Source organism: uncultured Croceicoccus sp., from assembly GCF_947496385.1.
In the GTDB taxonomy this organism is placed as follows: domain Bacteria; phylum Pseudomonadota; class Alphaproteobacteria; order Sphingomonadales; family Sphingomonadaceae; genus Croceicoccus.
In genome coordinates, this window is record NZ_CANMCP010000012.1 from 15,232 (window position 1) to 31,721 (window position 16,490).

17 protein-coding genes are annotated in these 16,490 nt (G+C 67.1%); 11 read left to right on the forward strand and 6 right to left on the reverse strand.

What is annotated here, in order from left to right:
• The first annotated feature begins 11 nt into the window (after positions 1–11).
• The 9 genes from Q0897_RS14115 (at position 12) to nadC (ending at position 9,364) form a co-directional block, all read left to right on the forward strand.
• Positions 12–926, forward strand: coding sequence for a CoA ester lyase (locus Q0897_RS14115; RefSeq protein ID WP_299310039.1), 915 nt, complete (start codon positions 12–14; stop codon positions 924–926).
• A gap of 55 nt (positions 927–981) precedes the next feature.
• Entirely contained in the window at positions 982–1,878 is an 897-nt protein-coding gene (locus Q0897_RS14120; protein WP_299310040.1) for a hypothetical protein, read from the forward strand.
• 4 nt (positions 1,879–1,882) lie between these two features.
• A complete protein-coding gene (locus tag Q0897_RS14125) occupies positions 1,883–2,986 on the forward strand; it encodes an App1 family protein (protein WP_299310041.1) in 1,104 nt (367 codons plus the stop codon).
• Positions 2,987–3,181: 195 nt separating this feature from the next.
• Complete coding sequence (locus tag Q0897_RS14130) at positions 3,182–4,555, forward strand: M48 family metalloprotease (protein ID WP_299310042.1); 1,374 nt, start codon at positions 3,182–3,184, stop codon at positions 4,553–4,555.
• 11 nt (positions 4,556–4,566) lie between these two features.
• Entirely contained in the window at positions 4,567–5,361 is a 795-nt protein-coding gene (locus tag Q0897_RS14135; RefSeq protein WP_299310043.1) for a DsbA family protein, read from the forward strand.
• 21 nt (positions 5,362–5,382) lie between these two features.
• Complete coding sequence (locus Q0897_RS14140; protein WP_299310044.1) at positions 5,383–6,390, forward strand: hypothetical protein; 1,008 nt, start codon at positions 5,383–5,385, stop codon at positions 6,388–6,390.
• Positions 6,391–6,467: 77 nt separating this feature from the next.
• On the forward strand, positions 6,468–7,652 hold the full coding sequence (locus Q0897_RS14145) for a histidine kinase (protein WP_299310071.1): 1,185 nt from the start codon (positions 6,468–6,470) through the stop codon (positions 7,650–7,652).
• A gap of 54 nt (positions 7,653–7,706) precedes the next feature.
• Positions 7,707–8,513, forward strand: a complete 807-nt coding sequence (locus Q0897_RS14150; protein ID WP_299310045.1) for a LytTR family DNA-binding domain-containing protein — start codon at positions 7,707–7,709, stop codon at positions 8,511–8,513.
• Entirely contained in the window at positions 8,513–9,364 is an 852-nt protein-coding gene (gene nadC / locus Q0897_RS14155) for a carboxylating nicotinate-nucleotide diphosphorylase (protein WP_299310046.1), read from the forward strand. The genes Q0897_RS14150 and nadC overlap by 1 nt, the downstream gene beginning before the upstream one ends.
• 4 nt (positions 9,365–9,368) lie before the next feature.
• Here the strand turns inward: nadC and Q0897_RS14160 are convergent, their stop codons facing one another.
• Complete coding sequence (locus tag Q0897_RS14160) at positions 9,369–9,863, reverse strand: nucleoside deaminase (protein ID WP_299310047.1); 495 nt, start codon at positions 9,861–9,863, stop codon at positions 9,369–9,371.
• Positions 9,864–10,014: 151 nt separating this feature from the next.
• Here Q0897_RS14160 and rpmB point away from each other — a divergent pair, with 151 nt between their 5' ends.
• On the forward strand, positions 10,015–10,302 hold the full coding sequence (gene rpmB / locus Q0897_RS14165; protein WP_202085765.1) for a 50S ribosomal protein L28: 288 nt from the start codon (positions 10,015–10,017) through the stop codon (positions 10,300–10,302).
• 14 nt (positions 10,303–10,316) lie between these two features.
• On the opposite strand, the gene Q0897_RS14170 is transcribed toward rpmB, so the two are convergent.
• The 4 genes from Q0897_RS14170 to xseA are packed head-to-tail and all read right to left on the reverse strand — an operon-like array spanning position 10,317 to position 14,057.
• Positions 10,317–11,339 carry an esterase-like activity of phytase family protein gene (locus tag Q0897_RS14170; RefSeq protein ID WP_299310048.1) on the reverse strand — a complete coding sequence of 341 codons (1,023 nt, stop codon included), beginning with the start codon at positions 11,337–11,339 and terminating at the stop codon, positions 10,317–10,319.
• Between the two features lie 4 nt (positions 11,340–11,343).
• A complete protein-coding gene (locus Q0897_RS14175; protein ID WP_299310049.1) occupies positions 11,344–12,291 on the reverse strand; it encodes a M23 family metallopeptidase in 948 nt (315 codons plus the stop codon).
• On the reverse strand, positions 12,291–12,491 hold the full coding sequence (locus Q0897_RS14180; RefSeq protein ID WP_299310050.1) for a DUF2093 domain-containing protein: 201 nt from the start codon (positions 12,489–12,491) through the stop codon (positions 12,291–12,293). The genes Q0897_RS14175 and Q0897_RS14180 overlap by 1 nt, the downstream gene beginning before the upstream one ends.
• Before the next feature lie 27 nt (positions 12,492–12,518).
• Positions 12,519–14,057, reverse strand: coding sequence for an exodeoxyribonuclease VII large subunit (gene xseA / locus Q0897_RS14185; protein ID WP_299310072.1), 1,539 nt, complete (start codon positions 14,055–14,057; stop codon positions 12,519–12,521).
• A 38-nt stretch (positions 14,058–14,095) separates the two neighbouring features.
• On the opposite strand from xseA, the gene purD reads away from it, so the two are divergent.
• Positions 14,096–15,385 carry a phosphoribosylamine--glycine ligase gene (gene purD, locus Q0897_RS14190; RefSeq protein ID WP_299310051.1) on the forward strand — a complete coding sequence of 430 codons (1,290 nt, stop codon included), beginning with the start codon at positions 14,096–14,098 and terminating at the stop codon, positions 15,383–15,385.
• A gap of 22 nt (positions 15,386–15,407) precedes the next feature.
• Here purD and Q0897_RS14195 read toward each other — a convergent pair whose 3' ends face one another.
• Entirely contained in the window at positions 15,408–16,403 is a 996-nt protein-coding gene (locus Q0897_RS14195) for an adenosine kinase (protein ID WP_299310052.1), read from the reverse strand.
• Positions 16,404–16,490 lie beyond the last annotated feature (87 nt).

Sequence of the window (16,490 nt, forward strand, 5' to 3'; positions counted from 1 at the left end):
GGACACGGGGCATGACCGATGCTCCGCTCCTGCGCTCCGCCCTTTACATGCCAGGCTCCAACGCGCGCGCGATCGCCAAGGCGCGCGCATTGCCCGCCGATGCGATCGTCCTCGACCTCGAGGATTCGGTCGCGCCCGAGGCCAAGGCCGATGCCCGCGCGCAGGTGGTCGCGGCATTCGGGGAGGGCAGTTTCGGCCCGCGTTACCGGGTGGCGCGCATCAATGCGCATGACGGCGCATGGGGCAGGGCGGATCTCGCCGCGCTGGCGCAGGCGCCGCTCGACGCCGTGCTGGCGCCGAAAATCGACGATGCCGCGGATGTGCGCGACCTTGCCGATGCGATGGCCGGCGCGGGCTTTGCGGATGATGTCGCGCTGTGGATCATGGTGGAAACGCCGCTTGCCGTGCTCAATCTGGCGCAGATCGCGGCGTGCGCTGCGGACACGCCGCTTGCGGGGATGGTCCTGGGCCTCAACGATCTGGCGAAGGACAGCGGCATGGCGCAATTGCCGGGCCGCGCGGTGTTTCAGCCCGTGCTGACCATGGCGGTGCTGGCGGCGCGGGCGCATGGGCTGATCGTGCTCGACGGGGTGTGCAATGCGCTCGACGACGAGGACCGTCTTTACGCCGAATGCCGGCAGGCGCGCGATGGCGGATTTGATGGCAAGACCTTGATCCACCCCCGGCAGATCGCGACGGCGAACGCGATCTTTGCCCCTTCATCGGACGAAATCGCGGAGGCGGAAGCCATCGTCGCGGCGTTTGACGACCCGGCACATGCCGGGCGCGGCGCGATCCGTGTCGACGGCAAGATGGTCGAGCGGCTTCACCTCGCCCAGGCCGAAGTCCTGCTTGCCCGCGCGCGGCGTATTGCTGCCCGGCCGCAAGATGCGCCCCCGGAAGGTCAGGCGCAGGGGCGGAATTAACCACCGGTTTACCCGGAGCCGATAGCTGTTGTCGCTTCAAGTGGCGGCGACGGGAATGGCAATGTTGAACTGGAACGGTGAAAATCGCCGCCGGAAATGGCAGGACGAATTTCCCGCCGACGACGCTTCCCTCGACGCAATCGCCGATCCGGACATGCCCGATGCCGCGCAAATCGGCGATGACGCGCCCCCCGCCATCGGACAGGACGAACGCCGCATGCAGGTTCGCGCCTATAATTGCTGGGCGCAATTGCTGGGGCAGGGGCGCTACCCGTTGGTGAGCGCGATCAAACCGAACGAGAACGACGATTTCGGGCCGTTCAGCGTCATGCTCGATTTCGCCGCCGGGATCGAAAACCCGCTCGTCTCGCATCTGGGCGCCGCGCTGGCCGATGAATGCGGGGTCTCGGCGCCCGGCACCATCACGCAGCTATCCGATGTGCCGCCCCATTCGCTGCTGTCGCGCGTGACCGATCATTATATCCAGATCCTCGCGCATCAGACCCCCATCGGGTTCGAGGCGGAATTCGTCAATCGCGAGCGGCGGATGGTTCTGTATCGCGGTATCCTGCTTCCCTTTTCGCGCGACGGGCGGGGTATCGACCATGTATTCGGCGTGCTGAACTGGAAAGAAATGGTGGACGAGAACATTCTGGGCGGACTTCGCCACGAGCTGAGCCGGGGAGGCGGGGCTCTCGCCGCAGGGCATGGGCAGGGGCAGGGGCCACGCATCGGGGAAAGCGCGGCGCAGATGCTCGGCCCGTTTCCGACGGTCGGGCTGGACGCGCTCGATACGATCGGGCCGGAATATACGCTCCTGCTCGCGCGGCGGGACGGTTCGGGGCGGGTCGGCGTGCTGGGCGAACTGCCCCATGACGAAAGGCTCGTCACGCGGGCGGCGCGCAATCTGCTGGCCTCGTCCGGCACGAAAGCGGGGGTGCGTCGTTGGTGACCCCATGACGCTGTTTGAAAGAGAACCTCGCCTCGTTCCCTATTTCGGTTATCGCAACACCCACGGGCTGAGGATCGAGGCGCGCGCCTTGCGCAATCGCGAACCGCGGTGGGACCATTCCGCCAAATGGCGCAAGATCCGTGCCCTGCTCGACCATTTCGCATCGCGGGAGGAGCCGCGCCTGCCGGTGACGCTCCTGGTGCGTTCACCCGACGGCATCACCGCGCGGTATGAGGGCGTAACGAATGACGAGGGTTTCGTGGCCTTCGATATCGCGCTCGACAATTGGCCGATGCCGCCCACGACACGGTGGGAAACGGTGGAATTCCACTGGGCCACGCGCGAGGGGCCGCAACGGGCCGACGGCTTCGTGCTCGCGCCCGGCACCGATACCGACCGGGCGATCATATCCGACATCGACGACACCATCATCGAAACCGGCGTGACCGGTGGCCTGCGCTCGGTCCTGCGGAACTGGAACAGGCTTCTGGCGCAAATGCCGGATGAAAGGACCGCGGTGCCGGGTGTCGATACGTTCTATGGCGCGCTGGCGGGCGGGGGCGAGGGCGGCGCCCATGCGGGTGAGGCGGGCGCGGAATTGCGCGCGACGCGGCATCCGTTCTTCTACGTGTCGTCCAGCCCGTGGAACCTGTTTTCCTATCTCGTGACCTTCATGAAGACGCGCGGCCTCCCGGTCGGTCCGATCCATTTGCGCGACTGGGGCTTCAACCGCGCGACGCTCGGCTCGTCGAGCCACGGGACGCACAAGGTCGACGCCATCGACCGCATTCTCGCGTTCTATCCCGAAAAGCGGATCCTGATGATCGGTGATGATACGCAGGGCGACCTCGTCGCGTTCAGCCATGTGGCGGCGCATAATCCGGGCCGCGTCGCCGCGATCTTCATCCGCATGGCCGGCGACACCCATTCGCCCGAGGAGCAGGCGGCGAAGCAGCGCATCGCCGATGCGGGCGTGCCGCTATGGACCGGTTCCGCCTATGACGGGGGGCAGGCGTTTCTGGAGGAGATCGGCCTCGCCCACGACGGGGAGGCGGAGCGGATCGTGGAGGCCGCCGAGCGCAATGACAAGGAGAGCGCGGGCATCTGACGCGCCCGAAGATCGGCGCGGCGGGCCGGAGTTTCGGGAGGCAGAAGCGCGACACTTACGGATGCGGCCGGGATGACGACTGCGGCGAGGGCGGTGGGTGTCTTGTCCTCGTCGTGCGCTGGCCCTATCCTGCGGCTTCATTGCCCGTTCACACCGGCGGGCACACCACCGGCCTTCATGCGAGCCCGACCGATCATGCCCGTTTCCGCCCTGCGGTCCCTTCTTGCGCGAACGCTCTGCATCCTTGCGCTGGTGCTGCTGTCGGTGCGTCCGGCGGCGGCGCAGTCGATCCTGCGCGATGCGGAGACAGAGGCGCTGCTCGACGAGATGGCCGCGCCGCTGATCCGCGCGGCGGGGCTGGAGCCGGGGAACGTCGATCTCGTGCTGATCAACGACGGGTCGGTCAATGCCTTCGTCGCGGGCGGGCAGGCGGTCTATATCCATTCGGGCCTCATCGCGGAGGCGGACAACGCGCTCGAGGTGCAGGGCGTAATCGCGCACGAGCTTGGCCATATCACCGGCGGGCACGTCATCGGTTTTGGCGACGGGGCGAAGGCGGCGGGCAATATCTCGATCCTGTCGCTGATCCTCGGCGTGGCGGCGGCGGCGGCGGGCGGCGGCGAGGCCGCGATGGGCGTCATCGCCGCAGGACAGCAGGCCGCCATGGGCAAGTTCCTCGCCTTTACCCGCGGTCAGGAATCGGCCGCCGATCTTGCCGGCGCGAAATATCTGGCCGGTGCGGACCTGTCCGGGCGTGGGAGCCTCGACTTCTTCCGCAAGTTGCAGAACCTGGAGCATCGCTCCGGCTATTATGCCGATTCCAGCGATACGTTTTATCGCACGCACCCCCTCTCGCGCGATCGTATCGAAACGCTGCGCACGGTTTATGAACGCGACGATGCGTGGGACAAACCCGCCGATCCCGACATCGAGCGCCGGTTTCAGCGGATGAAGGCGAAGCTTTACGGCTATCTCGCCCCGCCGGAACAGGTGCTCATCGCCTATCCCGAATATGTGGACACGGTGCCCGCACGCTATGCCCGCGCGTATAGCCGGCACCGGCAGGCCCTGTTCGACAAGTCCGTGGCCGAGGCCGATGCGTTGTTGGCAGATGCGCCGGACGATCCCTATTTCCTGGAACTGAAGGGGCAGATCCTGCTGGAGGCGGGGCAGGCGGAGGCTGCGCTCGACCCGCTGCGCCGGGCGGTCTCGCTCACGGGGAATCAGCCGCTCATCGCGACGCTGTTCGGTCATGCGCTGCTCGCCACCGAGGATGCCGCCCACCATGCGGAGGCGGAGCGCGTCCTGCGCGCGGCGGTCGCGGTCGACAGGTTGAACCCGCAGGCATGGTATCAGCTGGGGCGGATCTATGCCGAACGCGGCGACCTGCCGCGCGCGCGGCTTGCCAGCGCGGAAACGAAGATGATGACCGGCGATCCCATGTCCGCGCTGCAGAATGCGCAGGCCGCCGAAGCCGCATTGCCGACCGGCACGCCGGACTGGCTCCGCGCACAGGATATTGCGTTGCAGGCGCGCGATGCGATTGAACGAAAGCGCAAACGCGACTAGCCTTGCAATCCATGAAGGCCGCAGATCGATCCCGCTCCCACCGCATTGCCCGGCGTCTCGTCGCGGCGTTCGCGGTCATCCTCGTCATCGCATTCGGTGCCGCCGTCCTCTACAAGACCGGCCCCGCCGAGGCGCAGTCCGACAGCGCGAGCGACATGGCCGCCGACGAATTCGACGAGGGCGAGCGCGCCGCGATCGAAGCGCTGGTCCGCAATTACATCCTCGAACATCCCGAAATCCTGCCCGAGGCGATCGAACGCCTCCGCATGAAGCAGGCGGGCGAGGAAATCTCCCGCATCGGTGATACGCTCACGGAGCCGTTCCCCGGCGCGGTGCTCGGCAATCCGGACGGGAGCCGCACGCTCGTCACCTTTACCGATTATGCCTGTGGTTATTGCCGGCAATCGGTCGCGGACGTGAAGGCGCTGATCGCAAAGGACGACGACCTGCGGGTCGTGGTGCGCGAATTGCCGATCCTTTCGCAGGCGAGCGAGGATGCCGCGCGGATGGCGCTCGCCGCTGCGAAGCAGGGCCGCTATGCCGCGTTCCACGACGCCATGTACGAAGGCGGCAGGCCGGATGCGCAGAGCATCGCTGCCGCCGCGGCGCGTGCCGGGCTGAACATGGCAAAGGCCCGAGCCGATGCCGATGGCGCCGACATCGCACGCGAGGTGGAAACCAATCGCCAGATCGCCGCCCAATTGCAGGTCGACGGGACGCCGGCCTGGGTTGCGGGCGATTCGCTTCTGCGCGGGGCAGTGGGGGCCGACGCGCTGCGCGAGGCGCTCTACCGGACCGCGGGGTGATAGACAGCTAATGGCAGGGTGATGCGCTTTCGTTCGGCTCGTTCCCTGTTCGTCGCCGTCGCGCTCGCCGCCATGGCAGCGGCGCCGCCCTCCGCCGCGCGGGATGCCGCCGCCGCGAAGGGAGACGCCTATCGCAGCCTGCTCGACCTCGATGCAAGGCTCCTCACCGTGGGATGGCGGCTCGCGCGGGCCAATGCGCCGTTCTGCCGCCATCGCCGTCCGTCCGTGGGAATACAGCTGATCGATGCGCAAAGTTTTGGCGATGCCGACGCTGCGCGCGCCTCGCTTGGGCTGTCGGGCGATTTCGGCATTGGCGGGCTGGCCGAGGGCGGGCCGGGGGACCGGGCGGGCGCCGCCGGGATCCGCGAACTCGTCGCGATCGAGGCGCGGCCCGTCGTCGATCTCACTCAGAGCGAGCCCGGCGACTATCGCCGCACGCGCGACCTGCACGATCATGTCGACAAGCTGCTGTCGCGGTGCGGGCTGGTCCGGATCGACGGCCTCGATCCCGAGGGCACCTTGCGCCGGGTGACGGTCGCGGCGGAGCCGGTTTGCGCCGGCCGGTTCGAGATCCTGACCAACACCGGCGTCGCGCGCAGCGATGGGCGCCGCGTGCTGATCGGCGATGCGCTGGCCCGCAAATATGGCGATGCCGAATTTTTCCCGGCGATCGTGGCGCACGAATTCGCGCATGTGATCCTGCGCCATCCGATCACCCTGAAGGGCAAGCGAACCATGGGGCGCGTCCGGCATAGCGAGCGCGAGGCCGATCGCCTGGCGATATGGCTGCTTGCCAATGCGGGTTACGACCTGCAGATCGGCCCGCGGCTGATGCGGGAATATCTGCGGTCGCGGGACGTCGGTGTCCTCGACCTCACCCATGATGCATGGGACGAACGCATCGATGTCATGGAAGAGGAAATCGCGATCATCACCGATCTGCGCAGGAAAATCGGCGATGCGCGCGTCTGGTTCGACTGGTCCGGATGCTTCCCGATGAGCCGGGACGAGGCGAAACCGCGACGATGAGCGTGCGCCGACCCACGGCGCCGGTGTCGCGCGGCGCATCGGCGCGCTATGGCGGGGTCATGAACCGGCATAGCCCCATGACCATGCTGCCCTTTGCCCAGGCGCCGTTCTTTCAGGACAAGAACCAGGCGTTCTGGCGGCTGCAGGCGGCGGGCTGGGGCGGGGCGATGCTGCTGCGCGGGGTGACGAGCCTTGCCAATGAACGCCCGCTCTCCTTCCTCGTCATCGTGGTCATCGGGTCGATCACCGGCTTTTCGCTGAGCCTCATTCTCTCTGTCATCTATCGCGTGCTGATGGGGCGGCGTGCCATCGTGACATGGGGCGCGACGGGGATCGTGCTGGGCTTCGCGGTCGGCCTCTATGCCTTCATCGACAGCTGGGTCATATCGCTCTACCGGCCCGCCGGGGAAACGCCGTTCGCACAATTGTTCCTCGGCGTCTTCTATCTCGACATGACGCTGCTGGGCGCGTGGTCAGCGCTGTATTATGCGATCAATTTCTATCTTCAGGTGGAGGAGCAGAACGACCGTCTGCTCCGCCTCGAAAATCAGGCGACGAGCGCGCAGCTGGCCATGCTGCGTTATCAGCTCAACCCCCATTTCCTGTTCAACACGCTCAATTCGATCTCGACGCTGGTGCTTCTGAAACAGACGGAGCCGGCCAATGCGATGCTCTCGCGGCTGTCGAGCTTTCTGCGCTATACGCTCGTCAACCCGCCGACCGGACGCGTGACCGTCGCGCAGGAGATCGAGACATTGAAGCTCTATCTCGACATCGAGCGGATGCGGTTCGAGGAGCGGCTGCGCACCCGGTTCGACATCGCAGGCGACGTGCGTGATGCGCTGATGCCCTCGCTGCTGCTTCAACCGCTGGTCGAAAACGCGATCAAATATGCCGTTTCGCCGCAGGAAACCGGCGCGGAAATCACCGTGTCGGCCGAACGCATGGGCGCGATGCTGCGGATTACCGTCGCCGATACGGGGCCCGGCCTGCCGCAGGACGTGGACCCGGAGGATGTCATCGGCGTCGCCCATGGCAACGAGGCGCAATCGACCGGTGTCGGCCTCGCCAATATCCGCCAGCGTCTGGTTCAGGCCTATGGAGAGGAGCAGCGTTTCGAAATCCGTTCCCGGCCGGAGGATGGCTTTGCCGTGGTGATCGACGTTCCGTATGACGCGGCGGAGCCATCGTCGCGTCCCGCCCCCTCCTCCTCCGCGCGCCCGGCACCCGCCCCATCGGCGCCGGAACGCAACGATGCGTGAAACCACATCGCCATGCGCCCGTTTGTTGGGCACATGTCTTTATCAGGAAATCCGATGACAATTCGCACGATCCTCGTCGATGACGAAAAACTGGCCATCCAGGGCCTCCAACTCCGCCTGCAGCAGCATCCCGATATCGAGGTGATAGAAACCTGCGCCAACGGGCGCGAGGCGATCCGCGCGATCAAGACGGAAAAGCCCGACCTCGTGTTCCTCGACATTCAGATGCCCGGTTTCGACGGGTTTTCGGTGGTGAAGGGGGTGATGGAAATCGAGCCGCCGCTGTTCATCTTCGTCACCGCGTTTTCCGAACATGCCGTCCGCGCGTTCGAGGCGAATGCCGTCGATTACCTGATGAAGCCGGTGGACGAGGACCGTCTCGCCGATGCGATCGAACGGGCGCGCACGCGCCTTTCGGAGAAGCGCGGGCTGGAAGAGGTCGAGAAGCTGAAGAATGTCCTCGCCGAGGTGGCGCCCGACGCGGTGGACCCGAACGAGGAGGACGACGCCGGCACCGCATCGTCCGGGGGGCGGTTCGAAAAAATGCTCAACGTGAAGGATCGCGGCCAGATTTTCCGCGTCGATGTCGGCACGATCGAACATATCGAGGCGGCGGGCGATTACATGTGCATCTATACCGGCGACAATTCGCTGATCCTGCGTGAAACGATGAAGGATCTGGAGCGCCGGCTCGACCCCCGCGATTTTCAGCGCGTGCACCGCTCCACCATCGTCAACCTGAACCAGGTAAGGCAGGTGAAGCCGCATACCAATGGCGAATGTTTCCTCGTGCTGGGGTCGGGGGCTGAGGTGAAGGTGTCGCGCAGCTATCGCGATGTCGTGGCAAGGTTCGTGCACTGATGAAGATCCCGCATTTCGACCTCGACGCTTTCGTCCGCGACACGCTGGCCGAGGATCTGGGCGAGGGAGTGCCCGGCGGCGGCCATGACGTGACGAGCGAGAGCGTCATTCCCGCAGACGCGCGGTTTGACGGCGTCATGGACAGCCGTGATCCGGTGACCGTCGCGGGTCTTCCCATCGCTGCTGCGTTCTTTCGCGCATTGGACCCTTCGTGCGAGATTGCGATGCTGGTCGCCGATGGCGATGCGGTTGCGCCCGGAACCGATCTGATGCGCGTGTCGGGCAATGCGCGCGCGTTGTTGACGGCGGAGCGCAGCGCGTTGAACACGGTGCAGCATTTGTCGGGGATTGCCACGATGACCGCGCGCTATGTCGCCGCGATGGAGGGGCATGCGACGCTGCTCGACACGCGAAAGACCATTCCGGGCCTGCGCCATCTCGAAAAATACGCGACCCGTATGGGCGGCGCGCAGAACCACCGCATGGGTCTCTGGGATGCGGCGATGATCAAGGATAATCACGTGGCGGTCGCAGGCGGTGTCGGTCCCGCCGTCGCGCGCGCGAAGGCGGCGGGCGTGGTCAGCATCATCTGCGAAGTGGACCGCATCGACCAGATCGAACCGGCGATCGGCGCCGGGGCGACGCATCTGCTGCTCGACAATATGGGACCGGACCTGCTGCGCGAGGCGGTCGGCATCATCGCCGGGCGCGTACCCGCGGAGGCATCCGGGGGCGTCACGCTCGACACCATCGGCGCAATCGCTGCGAGCGGGGTCGATTACGTGTCGGTCGGACGATTGACGCAAAGCGCACCGGCAGCCGACATCGGGCTGGATTTCAAACCGGCGTAGGCTGCTATTTCCGCCGTTCGGCAAAGAACGCGCGGAGCAGGGCGGCGGCCTCCGCCTCTCCGATCCCGGCGTAGACGTCGGGACGGTGGAGCCATTCCGCCCGGTCGAACAGGCGCGGACCATGCTCCACCGCGCCGCCCTTCTCGTCGGCGGCGCCGTAGTAGAGCCGCGCGATCCGCGCATGGGTAATGGCCCCGGCACACATCGCGCACGGCTCCAGCGTGACATAGAGATCGCAATCCATCAGCCGGGATGTGCCCAGCACGTGCGCCGCACGGCGAATCGCGAGAATTTCCGCATGGGCCGTCGGATCGTGGTGGCCACGCGGTTCGTTATGCGCCGCGGCAACGATCGTCCCCTGCCGGACCACGACGGCGCCGACCGGAACCTCGCCGGCATCGGCGGCGATGCGCGCCTGTTCCAGGGCGGCGGCCATCGGCGCGGGCAGGGGCCAGCGCACGCGGTCGGGCACAGGGGGCGGAGGGGGCGGCGCGTTCATCGGCGCAAGGCTTGCCCGAATCGCGGCGGCAGGGCAATAAACGCGGCATTGGTGCGACGCGGCGTGGTTTGCTTGACGATTCGGCAGGCTCTCGCTATGCGCCGCGCTTTCCCGACGAATTATACCGTCCTTTATCAAGCGAGTTAAAACCATGTCGCGCATCTGCGAACTGACCGGCAAGGGCCGACTGATCGGCAACAATGTGAGCCACGCCAACAACAAGACCAAGCGCGTGTTCCTTCCCAATCTTCAGCGTGTCACGCTGATGAGCGAGAAGCTGGACAAGAGCTTCAAGTTCCGTGTGTCGACGAACGGCCTGCGTTCGGTCGAGCACAATGGCGGGCTGGACAACTGGCTGCTGAAGACCTCGGACACCAAGCTCAGCCCCCGCGCGCTCAAGGTGAAGCGCGAGCTGACCAAGGCGAACGCCGCGGCCTGAACCGCCGCGGGCGCCTAGGGCGCCGGCCAGTCGAGGCGAAGCAGATATTGATGCTGGATGATGCTGGCGAGATTATCGTCGGACACCAGCCATATGTGCACGCCCCCGTCGCGCGCCGGCTCTATGGCCAGACCTTCGTAATTATCCGCCAATGGCCCGCTGTCGATGCGGGCCATTTCGCGTGCCTGCCATAACCCGCCCCAGCGAATCTTTGCCGGGTCGGCGATGGCGATGCTGGTCGAAAACCCGGTCAGCACGCTGAACTTCCGGCCGAGGATCAGCACGCGCCCATCGGGCAATTGCGCGCCATCGACCGGGCGGAACCCGTTCGGCATGGCGAGGTGAAAGATGCGCCCCTGTGCCCCGCTCGCCTGTTCGGCACGCGGCTGTTCCGCCGGGCGGCGAACGCCATCGCCGACCGGGTCTCCATCGAAAAGCACGCCGATATGGCTGCGTGAGCGACCGGGGCTGACGGCCTCGCCGATCACGATGAAGCGACCGTCGCGCAGGCGTATGATGGTTTCCGGCCCGGTGTTGCGCGGCCACGATGCCATCGCCGCGGGTTGCACGGCCTTGCCCGTCTCCGCGCCCGCCGCGAATCGCGCGATCGCGTTGAGATGTTCGAAAGTGATCCAGAATGTGCCGGTATCCGGGTCGACCGCCACGCCTTCGAGATCGTTAAGGGCATGCGGCCCGAAAGAGGGAATGCGCGCCGAATCGATCGTGACGCCGCCCGCGTCGCCCGGCTTCGGAAAACTCACGCGCCAGCCACGATCGGACACCGCAAGAAAACGCCCGTCGGGCAGGATCGCGAGCCCCGAAAGCCCGTGAAAATCGGGGCGCGATCCGTCGAGCCGCCATGCCCCGCCGAGCGTGAAGGGGCCGATCTGCATGCCCGCGCCTGCAACCGGGACGGCGGTAATGGCAAGCGGCCCGGCATCGACCGGCCGCGTTTCATGCGCTCCAAGCGTTGCAAGAGCACACAGGGCCAGTACCGCCGCGCCGCCGATCCGGCCGAGCCGCGCGGCGGCGCTCACCCCGTCAATTGCCCTTCATCGGCCCGGTGAAGAGGATCGGGTCGAGCCGCGCATCCTTCCATTTCATGCTCCAGTGCAGGTGCGGCCCGGTCGCGCGCCCGCTGGACCCGATGGTGCCGAGCTGCTGACCCTGGCGGACGATATCGCCTTCCTTCACGTCCAATCGCTGGGCATGGAGAAATGCGCTGTTGAGGCCGTGGCCGTGGTCGATGATGAGCAGCTGCCCTTCGAGGCTGAAGCCCTCCGGCGCGGCGAGAACCACCGTGCCGTCGGCCGGCGCCACGAAGGGCACGCCTGCGCCCGGCGCAATGTCGATACCGGAATGATAGCTGCCCGGTTCGCCGCGATAGATGCGCTGCGATCCGAAAACGCCTGAAATACGCCCCTTCGCCGGCCAGATGAAATCCTGTCGCCAGCCGGTGCTCCCGGTGTCGCGGGCGCGGGCGGTGCCGATGCGTTCGAGTTCCGGGCGGCGAATGCGCATGAACGCCTCGCTCGGTCCGCCGCTGCTGCGCGCGATATTGACCCGCTCGATCCGCCAGTCACGCGGCGAAATGGCGATCGCCTCGCTCGCACTCGACCCGTCGCTGCGCTTGGCGACGAGCGTGGCGACCGTCCCGGCATCGCGGTCGAACGCGGCGAGAAAGCTGCCGTCCTCGCCCATCGGGACACCGACGCCATTAAGCTCCAGCGTGTCGGTCCCCACCGGCGCGGTGCCGCGAATCCAGCCGCCCTGCGTCATTTCGCCATCATAGGCGAAGCGGGCGGGGGGCAGATCCTGCTGTTCAGGGAAGGTCACGTCGATGGGGCGCGGGAGCGGCACCGGGGTCCCGGACGCCTCGGGCACGCGGGCGGCGGCGTCGCCCGGTTCCGATTCGGGAACGACGGCGCATGCGGCAATCATGCCGGCCATCGCGGCGGCACCCGCGGCGCGCGAAAGGATACGCGCCATCACGACGGGTAGAGCGCTTCTGTCGCGATTTGCGCGCTGGCGTAGGGTTCCTGCTTCTCCACATCCCAGTAGCGCAGCATGTCGAGCGGGATCGGCACCCCGCTCACCGCGCAGAGCACGTGATCCCCGGCGGTAAGCTGGCGAAAGGAATTGGGGCCGTATTCCAGGCGGGCGGGCTTTGCATCGGATCTTGAAAACATGGTCGATGATCTAGCGGGCCGGACCTGTCAAAACAATGACTGCTGTTCCGGTTCGTCCCGCTTTTCCGGCGTCTTGCGGGGTGGGCGGCGGCGCGGCGCGGGTGTTTCGCGCTTCGGCGGCGCCTCGGTCAGTGGCGCCACGTCGAGCGTTCCGTCCCCGAACCGCAGGGTCAGCGCAGGCTTGCCCGCCGCGTCGTCACGGCGGCTGATGGCCTGCCCGTCGACGAGCACCATGGCATAGCCGCGCGACAATGGGGCGAGCGGGTCGAGCTGCGCCAGCACGCTGCGCAGCGCGGCCATCCGTTCGCGTTCCTGTGTCAGGCCGCGCGTGACGATCCGGTGGATGGCGGGCACCCGGTCCAGGGCGCGCCGTTCGTGACGTACCGTGGCGGACAGGGCGCGCGTCATCTGCCCGCGAAGGTCGGACAGCACCGCCCCCTGCCGCGCGATCCTTTCGTTCAGCATCGTCGGGCGCAACCGCCCGCGCAATTCGGCCAGCGTGCTGCCCGCCCGGTCGGCCCGCATGGCAAGCCCGCGCCGCAGCCTCTCGCCCAGATCGTCGAGCTTTTGCCCGCGTTCGGCCATCATCGCTGCGGGATCGGGCAGGCGCTCGCCCCACGCCGCCAGCCTTTCGCGGGCGAGCGCGACGGGCCGGGCCACGCCGCGCCGCTTGCGCAAGCCATATTCGTCGAGTGCCATGCGCAATTCGCTGCGCACGGGTACGGCGAGTTCGGCCGCGGCGGTCGGGGTCGGCGCGCGCAGATCGGCGGCGAAATCGGCGAGCGTCGTATCGGTTTCGTGGCCCACTGCGCTGATCACCGGGATCGAGCATTCCGCGATGGCGCGCACGACGATTTCTTCGTTGAAGCCCCACAGATCCTCGATCGAACCGCCCCCGCGCGCGACGATGACCACGTCGGGGCGCGGCACCGGTCCGCCCTGCGGGAGCGCGGAAAACCCGCGCACGGCGGCGGCGACCTGTTCGGCGCTTCCTTTGCCCTGCACGATGACGGGCCACACGACGACGCGGCTTGGAAACCGGTCGGACAGGCGGTGCAATATGTCGCGGATGACCGCCCCGGTCGGCGAGGTCACGACCCCGATCACATCGGGCAGGAACGGCAGCGCCCGTTTGCGCGACGCGGCGAAAAGCCCCTCCGCCTCCAGCTTCGCCTTCACCCGTTCGAGCAGGGCGAGCAGCGCCCCTTCGCCCGCGATCTCCATCGAATCGACGACGATCTGATATTTGGAGCGGCCGGGATAGGTCGTCAGCCTGCCGGTGGCGACGACCTCGATGCCGTCTTCGGGCATAAAGCCGAGCCGCCCGGTATTGCCGCGCCACATCACCGCGTCGATGACCGCCTTGTCATCCTTCAACGCGCAGTAAAGATGCCCCGATGCCGCGCGTTTCACCCCCGACAATTCCCCGCGCAGCCGCACATGGCCAAAGCGATCCTCCACCGTGCGTTTCAACAGGCTGGATATTTCGCTCACCGTGACCGGCGCATCATTGTCGCCGGGGGAAACGCGCGCTAACAGCGCGTCACTTTCATCGCCCCCGGACAGGCTGGGCGTTTCACGCGAATTGACAGGGCGACGGGCCAATGAACATCCTTCTGATCGGTGCGGGCGGGCGCGAACATGCGCTGGCGTGGCGGCTTTCGCAATCCCGGCTGCTGACCGGCGGCGGCGTGCTGTATGCCGCGCCGGGCAATCCGGGCATTGCGGATCATGCGCGCTGTATCACGCTCGACGTGGGCAATCACGATGCGGTTGCGGCTTTTTGCGAGGATAACCGCATCGGTCTGGTCGTCGTCGGGCCGGAGGCGCCGCTTGTCGACGGGTTGGGCGACAGCCTGCGCGCGCGCGGGACGGCGGTGTTCGGCCCCAACGCGGCGGCGGCACAGCTCGAAGGGTCGAAGGGCTTTACCAAGGATCTGTGCGCGCGCGCCGGCATCCCGACCGCCGATTATGCGCGCTGTGACGACAGGGATGCGGCCCATGCGGCACTGTCGCGCTTTGCCATTCCGGTGGTGATCAAGGCGGATGGGCTGGCGGCGGGCAAGGGCGTCATCATCGCCGAAACGAGCGACGACGCAAAGGCCGCCATCGACGACATATTCGGCGGCCGGTTCGGCGCGGCGGGTGCCTCGGTCGTGATCGAGGAATTCATGACCGGCGAAGAGGCGAGCTTTTTCGCGCTGACCGACGGGAGCACCATCGTGCCGTTCGGCTCGGCGCAGGACCACAAGCGCGTGGGCGAGGGCGACACCGGCCCCAACACCGGCGGCATGGGCGCATACAGCCCCGCGCCCGTCCTTTCCGCCATGATGGAGGGCGAGGTGCTGGAACGCATCATCGCGCCGACCGTGCGCACCATGGCGGAGGAGGGGACCCCCTATTGCGGCGTGCTCTATGCCGGGCTGATGCTGACCAGCGAGGGGCCGAAGCTGATCGAATATAATTGCCGGTTCGGCGATCCCGAATGCCAGGTGCTGATGATGCGGCTGGAGGACGACCTGGGCGAGGTGTTGCTGGCCGCCGCGGAATACCGGCTGGGGAGCATTGCGCCGCCGCGCTTCTCGCCGCAGACCGCGCTGACCGTGGTGATGGCGGCCAATGGCTATCCCGGCACGCCCGAAAAAGGCGGGGCGATTACCGGGCTGGACGCGGCGGAGGCCGATGGTGCGCGCGTGTTCCATGCCGGCACCGCGATGCAGGATGGCGCGCTCGTCGCCCATGGCGGGCGCGTGCTGAACGTGACGGCGAGCGGCGGCAGCGTCGGTGAGGCGCAGGACCGCGCCTATCGCGCCGTCGATGCGATCGGCTTCGATACCGGGTTCTGCCGCCGCGACATCGGATGGCGCGAGGTCGCGCGCGAGCGAGACGCATGACGCCCCGCCCGCGCCGCACCGCCTAGCCCAGACGCTGCGCCACCAGCGATTTCAGGTCCGCTTCTGGCCGCGCGCCATAGTGGGAGATAATCTCCGCCGCGGCGACGGCCCCCATGGTGAGGCACTCGGCAAGCGGGCGCCCCTTCACATGGCCGGCGAGGAAACCGGCGGCGAAGCTGTCGCCGGCGCCCGTGGTATCGACGATCTTCTGCACCGGCTCGGCCTCGACCTCGGCGCGCTCGTCCCCTGTGACCGCGACGGCGCCGTTCTCGCCGCGGGTCACGACCAGCACCGGCAATTTCGGCGCGAGCGCCGCGATGGCCGCCTCGCAGCTTTCGGTCCCGGTGAGCGCCATTGCCTCGCCTTCGTTCGCGAACAGGATGTCGATCTCGCCGCCGTCGATCAGCGCGCGAAAATCATCGCCATGCCGGTCGAGGAGAAACGCATCGGACAGGGTAAAGGCGATCTTGCGACCCGCATCGCGTGCCGCCTGCATCGCATCGCGCATGGCGGCGCGCGGCGTGTCCGGATCCCATAGATACCCTTCGAGATAAAGCACCGCCGCATCGGCGATGCGCGCGCCATCGACGACCCTGGCGGTCAGCTCCTGCGACGCGCCGAGGAAGGTGTTCATCGTGCGCTGCCCATCGGGGGTGACATGGACGAGGCAGCGCGCGGTCGGCACATCGCCTGTATGCGGGGCGGTGTCGAAATGGATGCCGGCGGCGCGGATGTCATGCGCGAACACCTGGCCGAGCTGATCGTCCGCGACCTGCCCGATGAACGCGCATTTCGCGCCCAGCGCCGCGAGCCCGGCGCAGGTGTTGGCCGCCGAACCGCCGGATACTTCGCGCCCTGGGCCCATCGCGCCGTAGAGCGTTTCGGCCCGTGCCGTATCGACGAGCGCCATCGCGCCCTTGTCGAGGCCGTGTTCGGCGAGGAAGCCGTCCTCACACGGGGCGATCACGTCGACGATGGCATTGCCGATGGCGAGAACGTCGAATTGGGGTGCGGTCATCAGGTCACTCGTCTTGCTGCATATTGCGGATGATCTTGCCGGTTAGGGAAGCGCGGCGTTGACAGCAAGCGTGTCGCGCCCCCTATC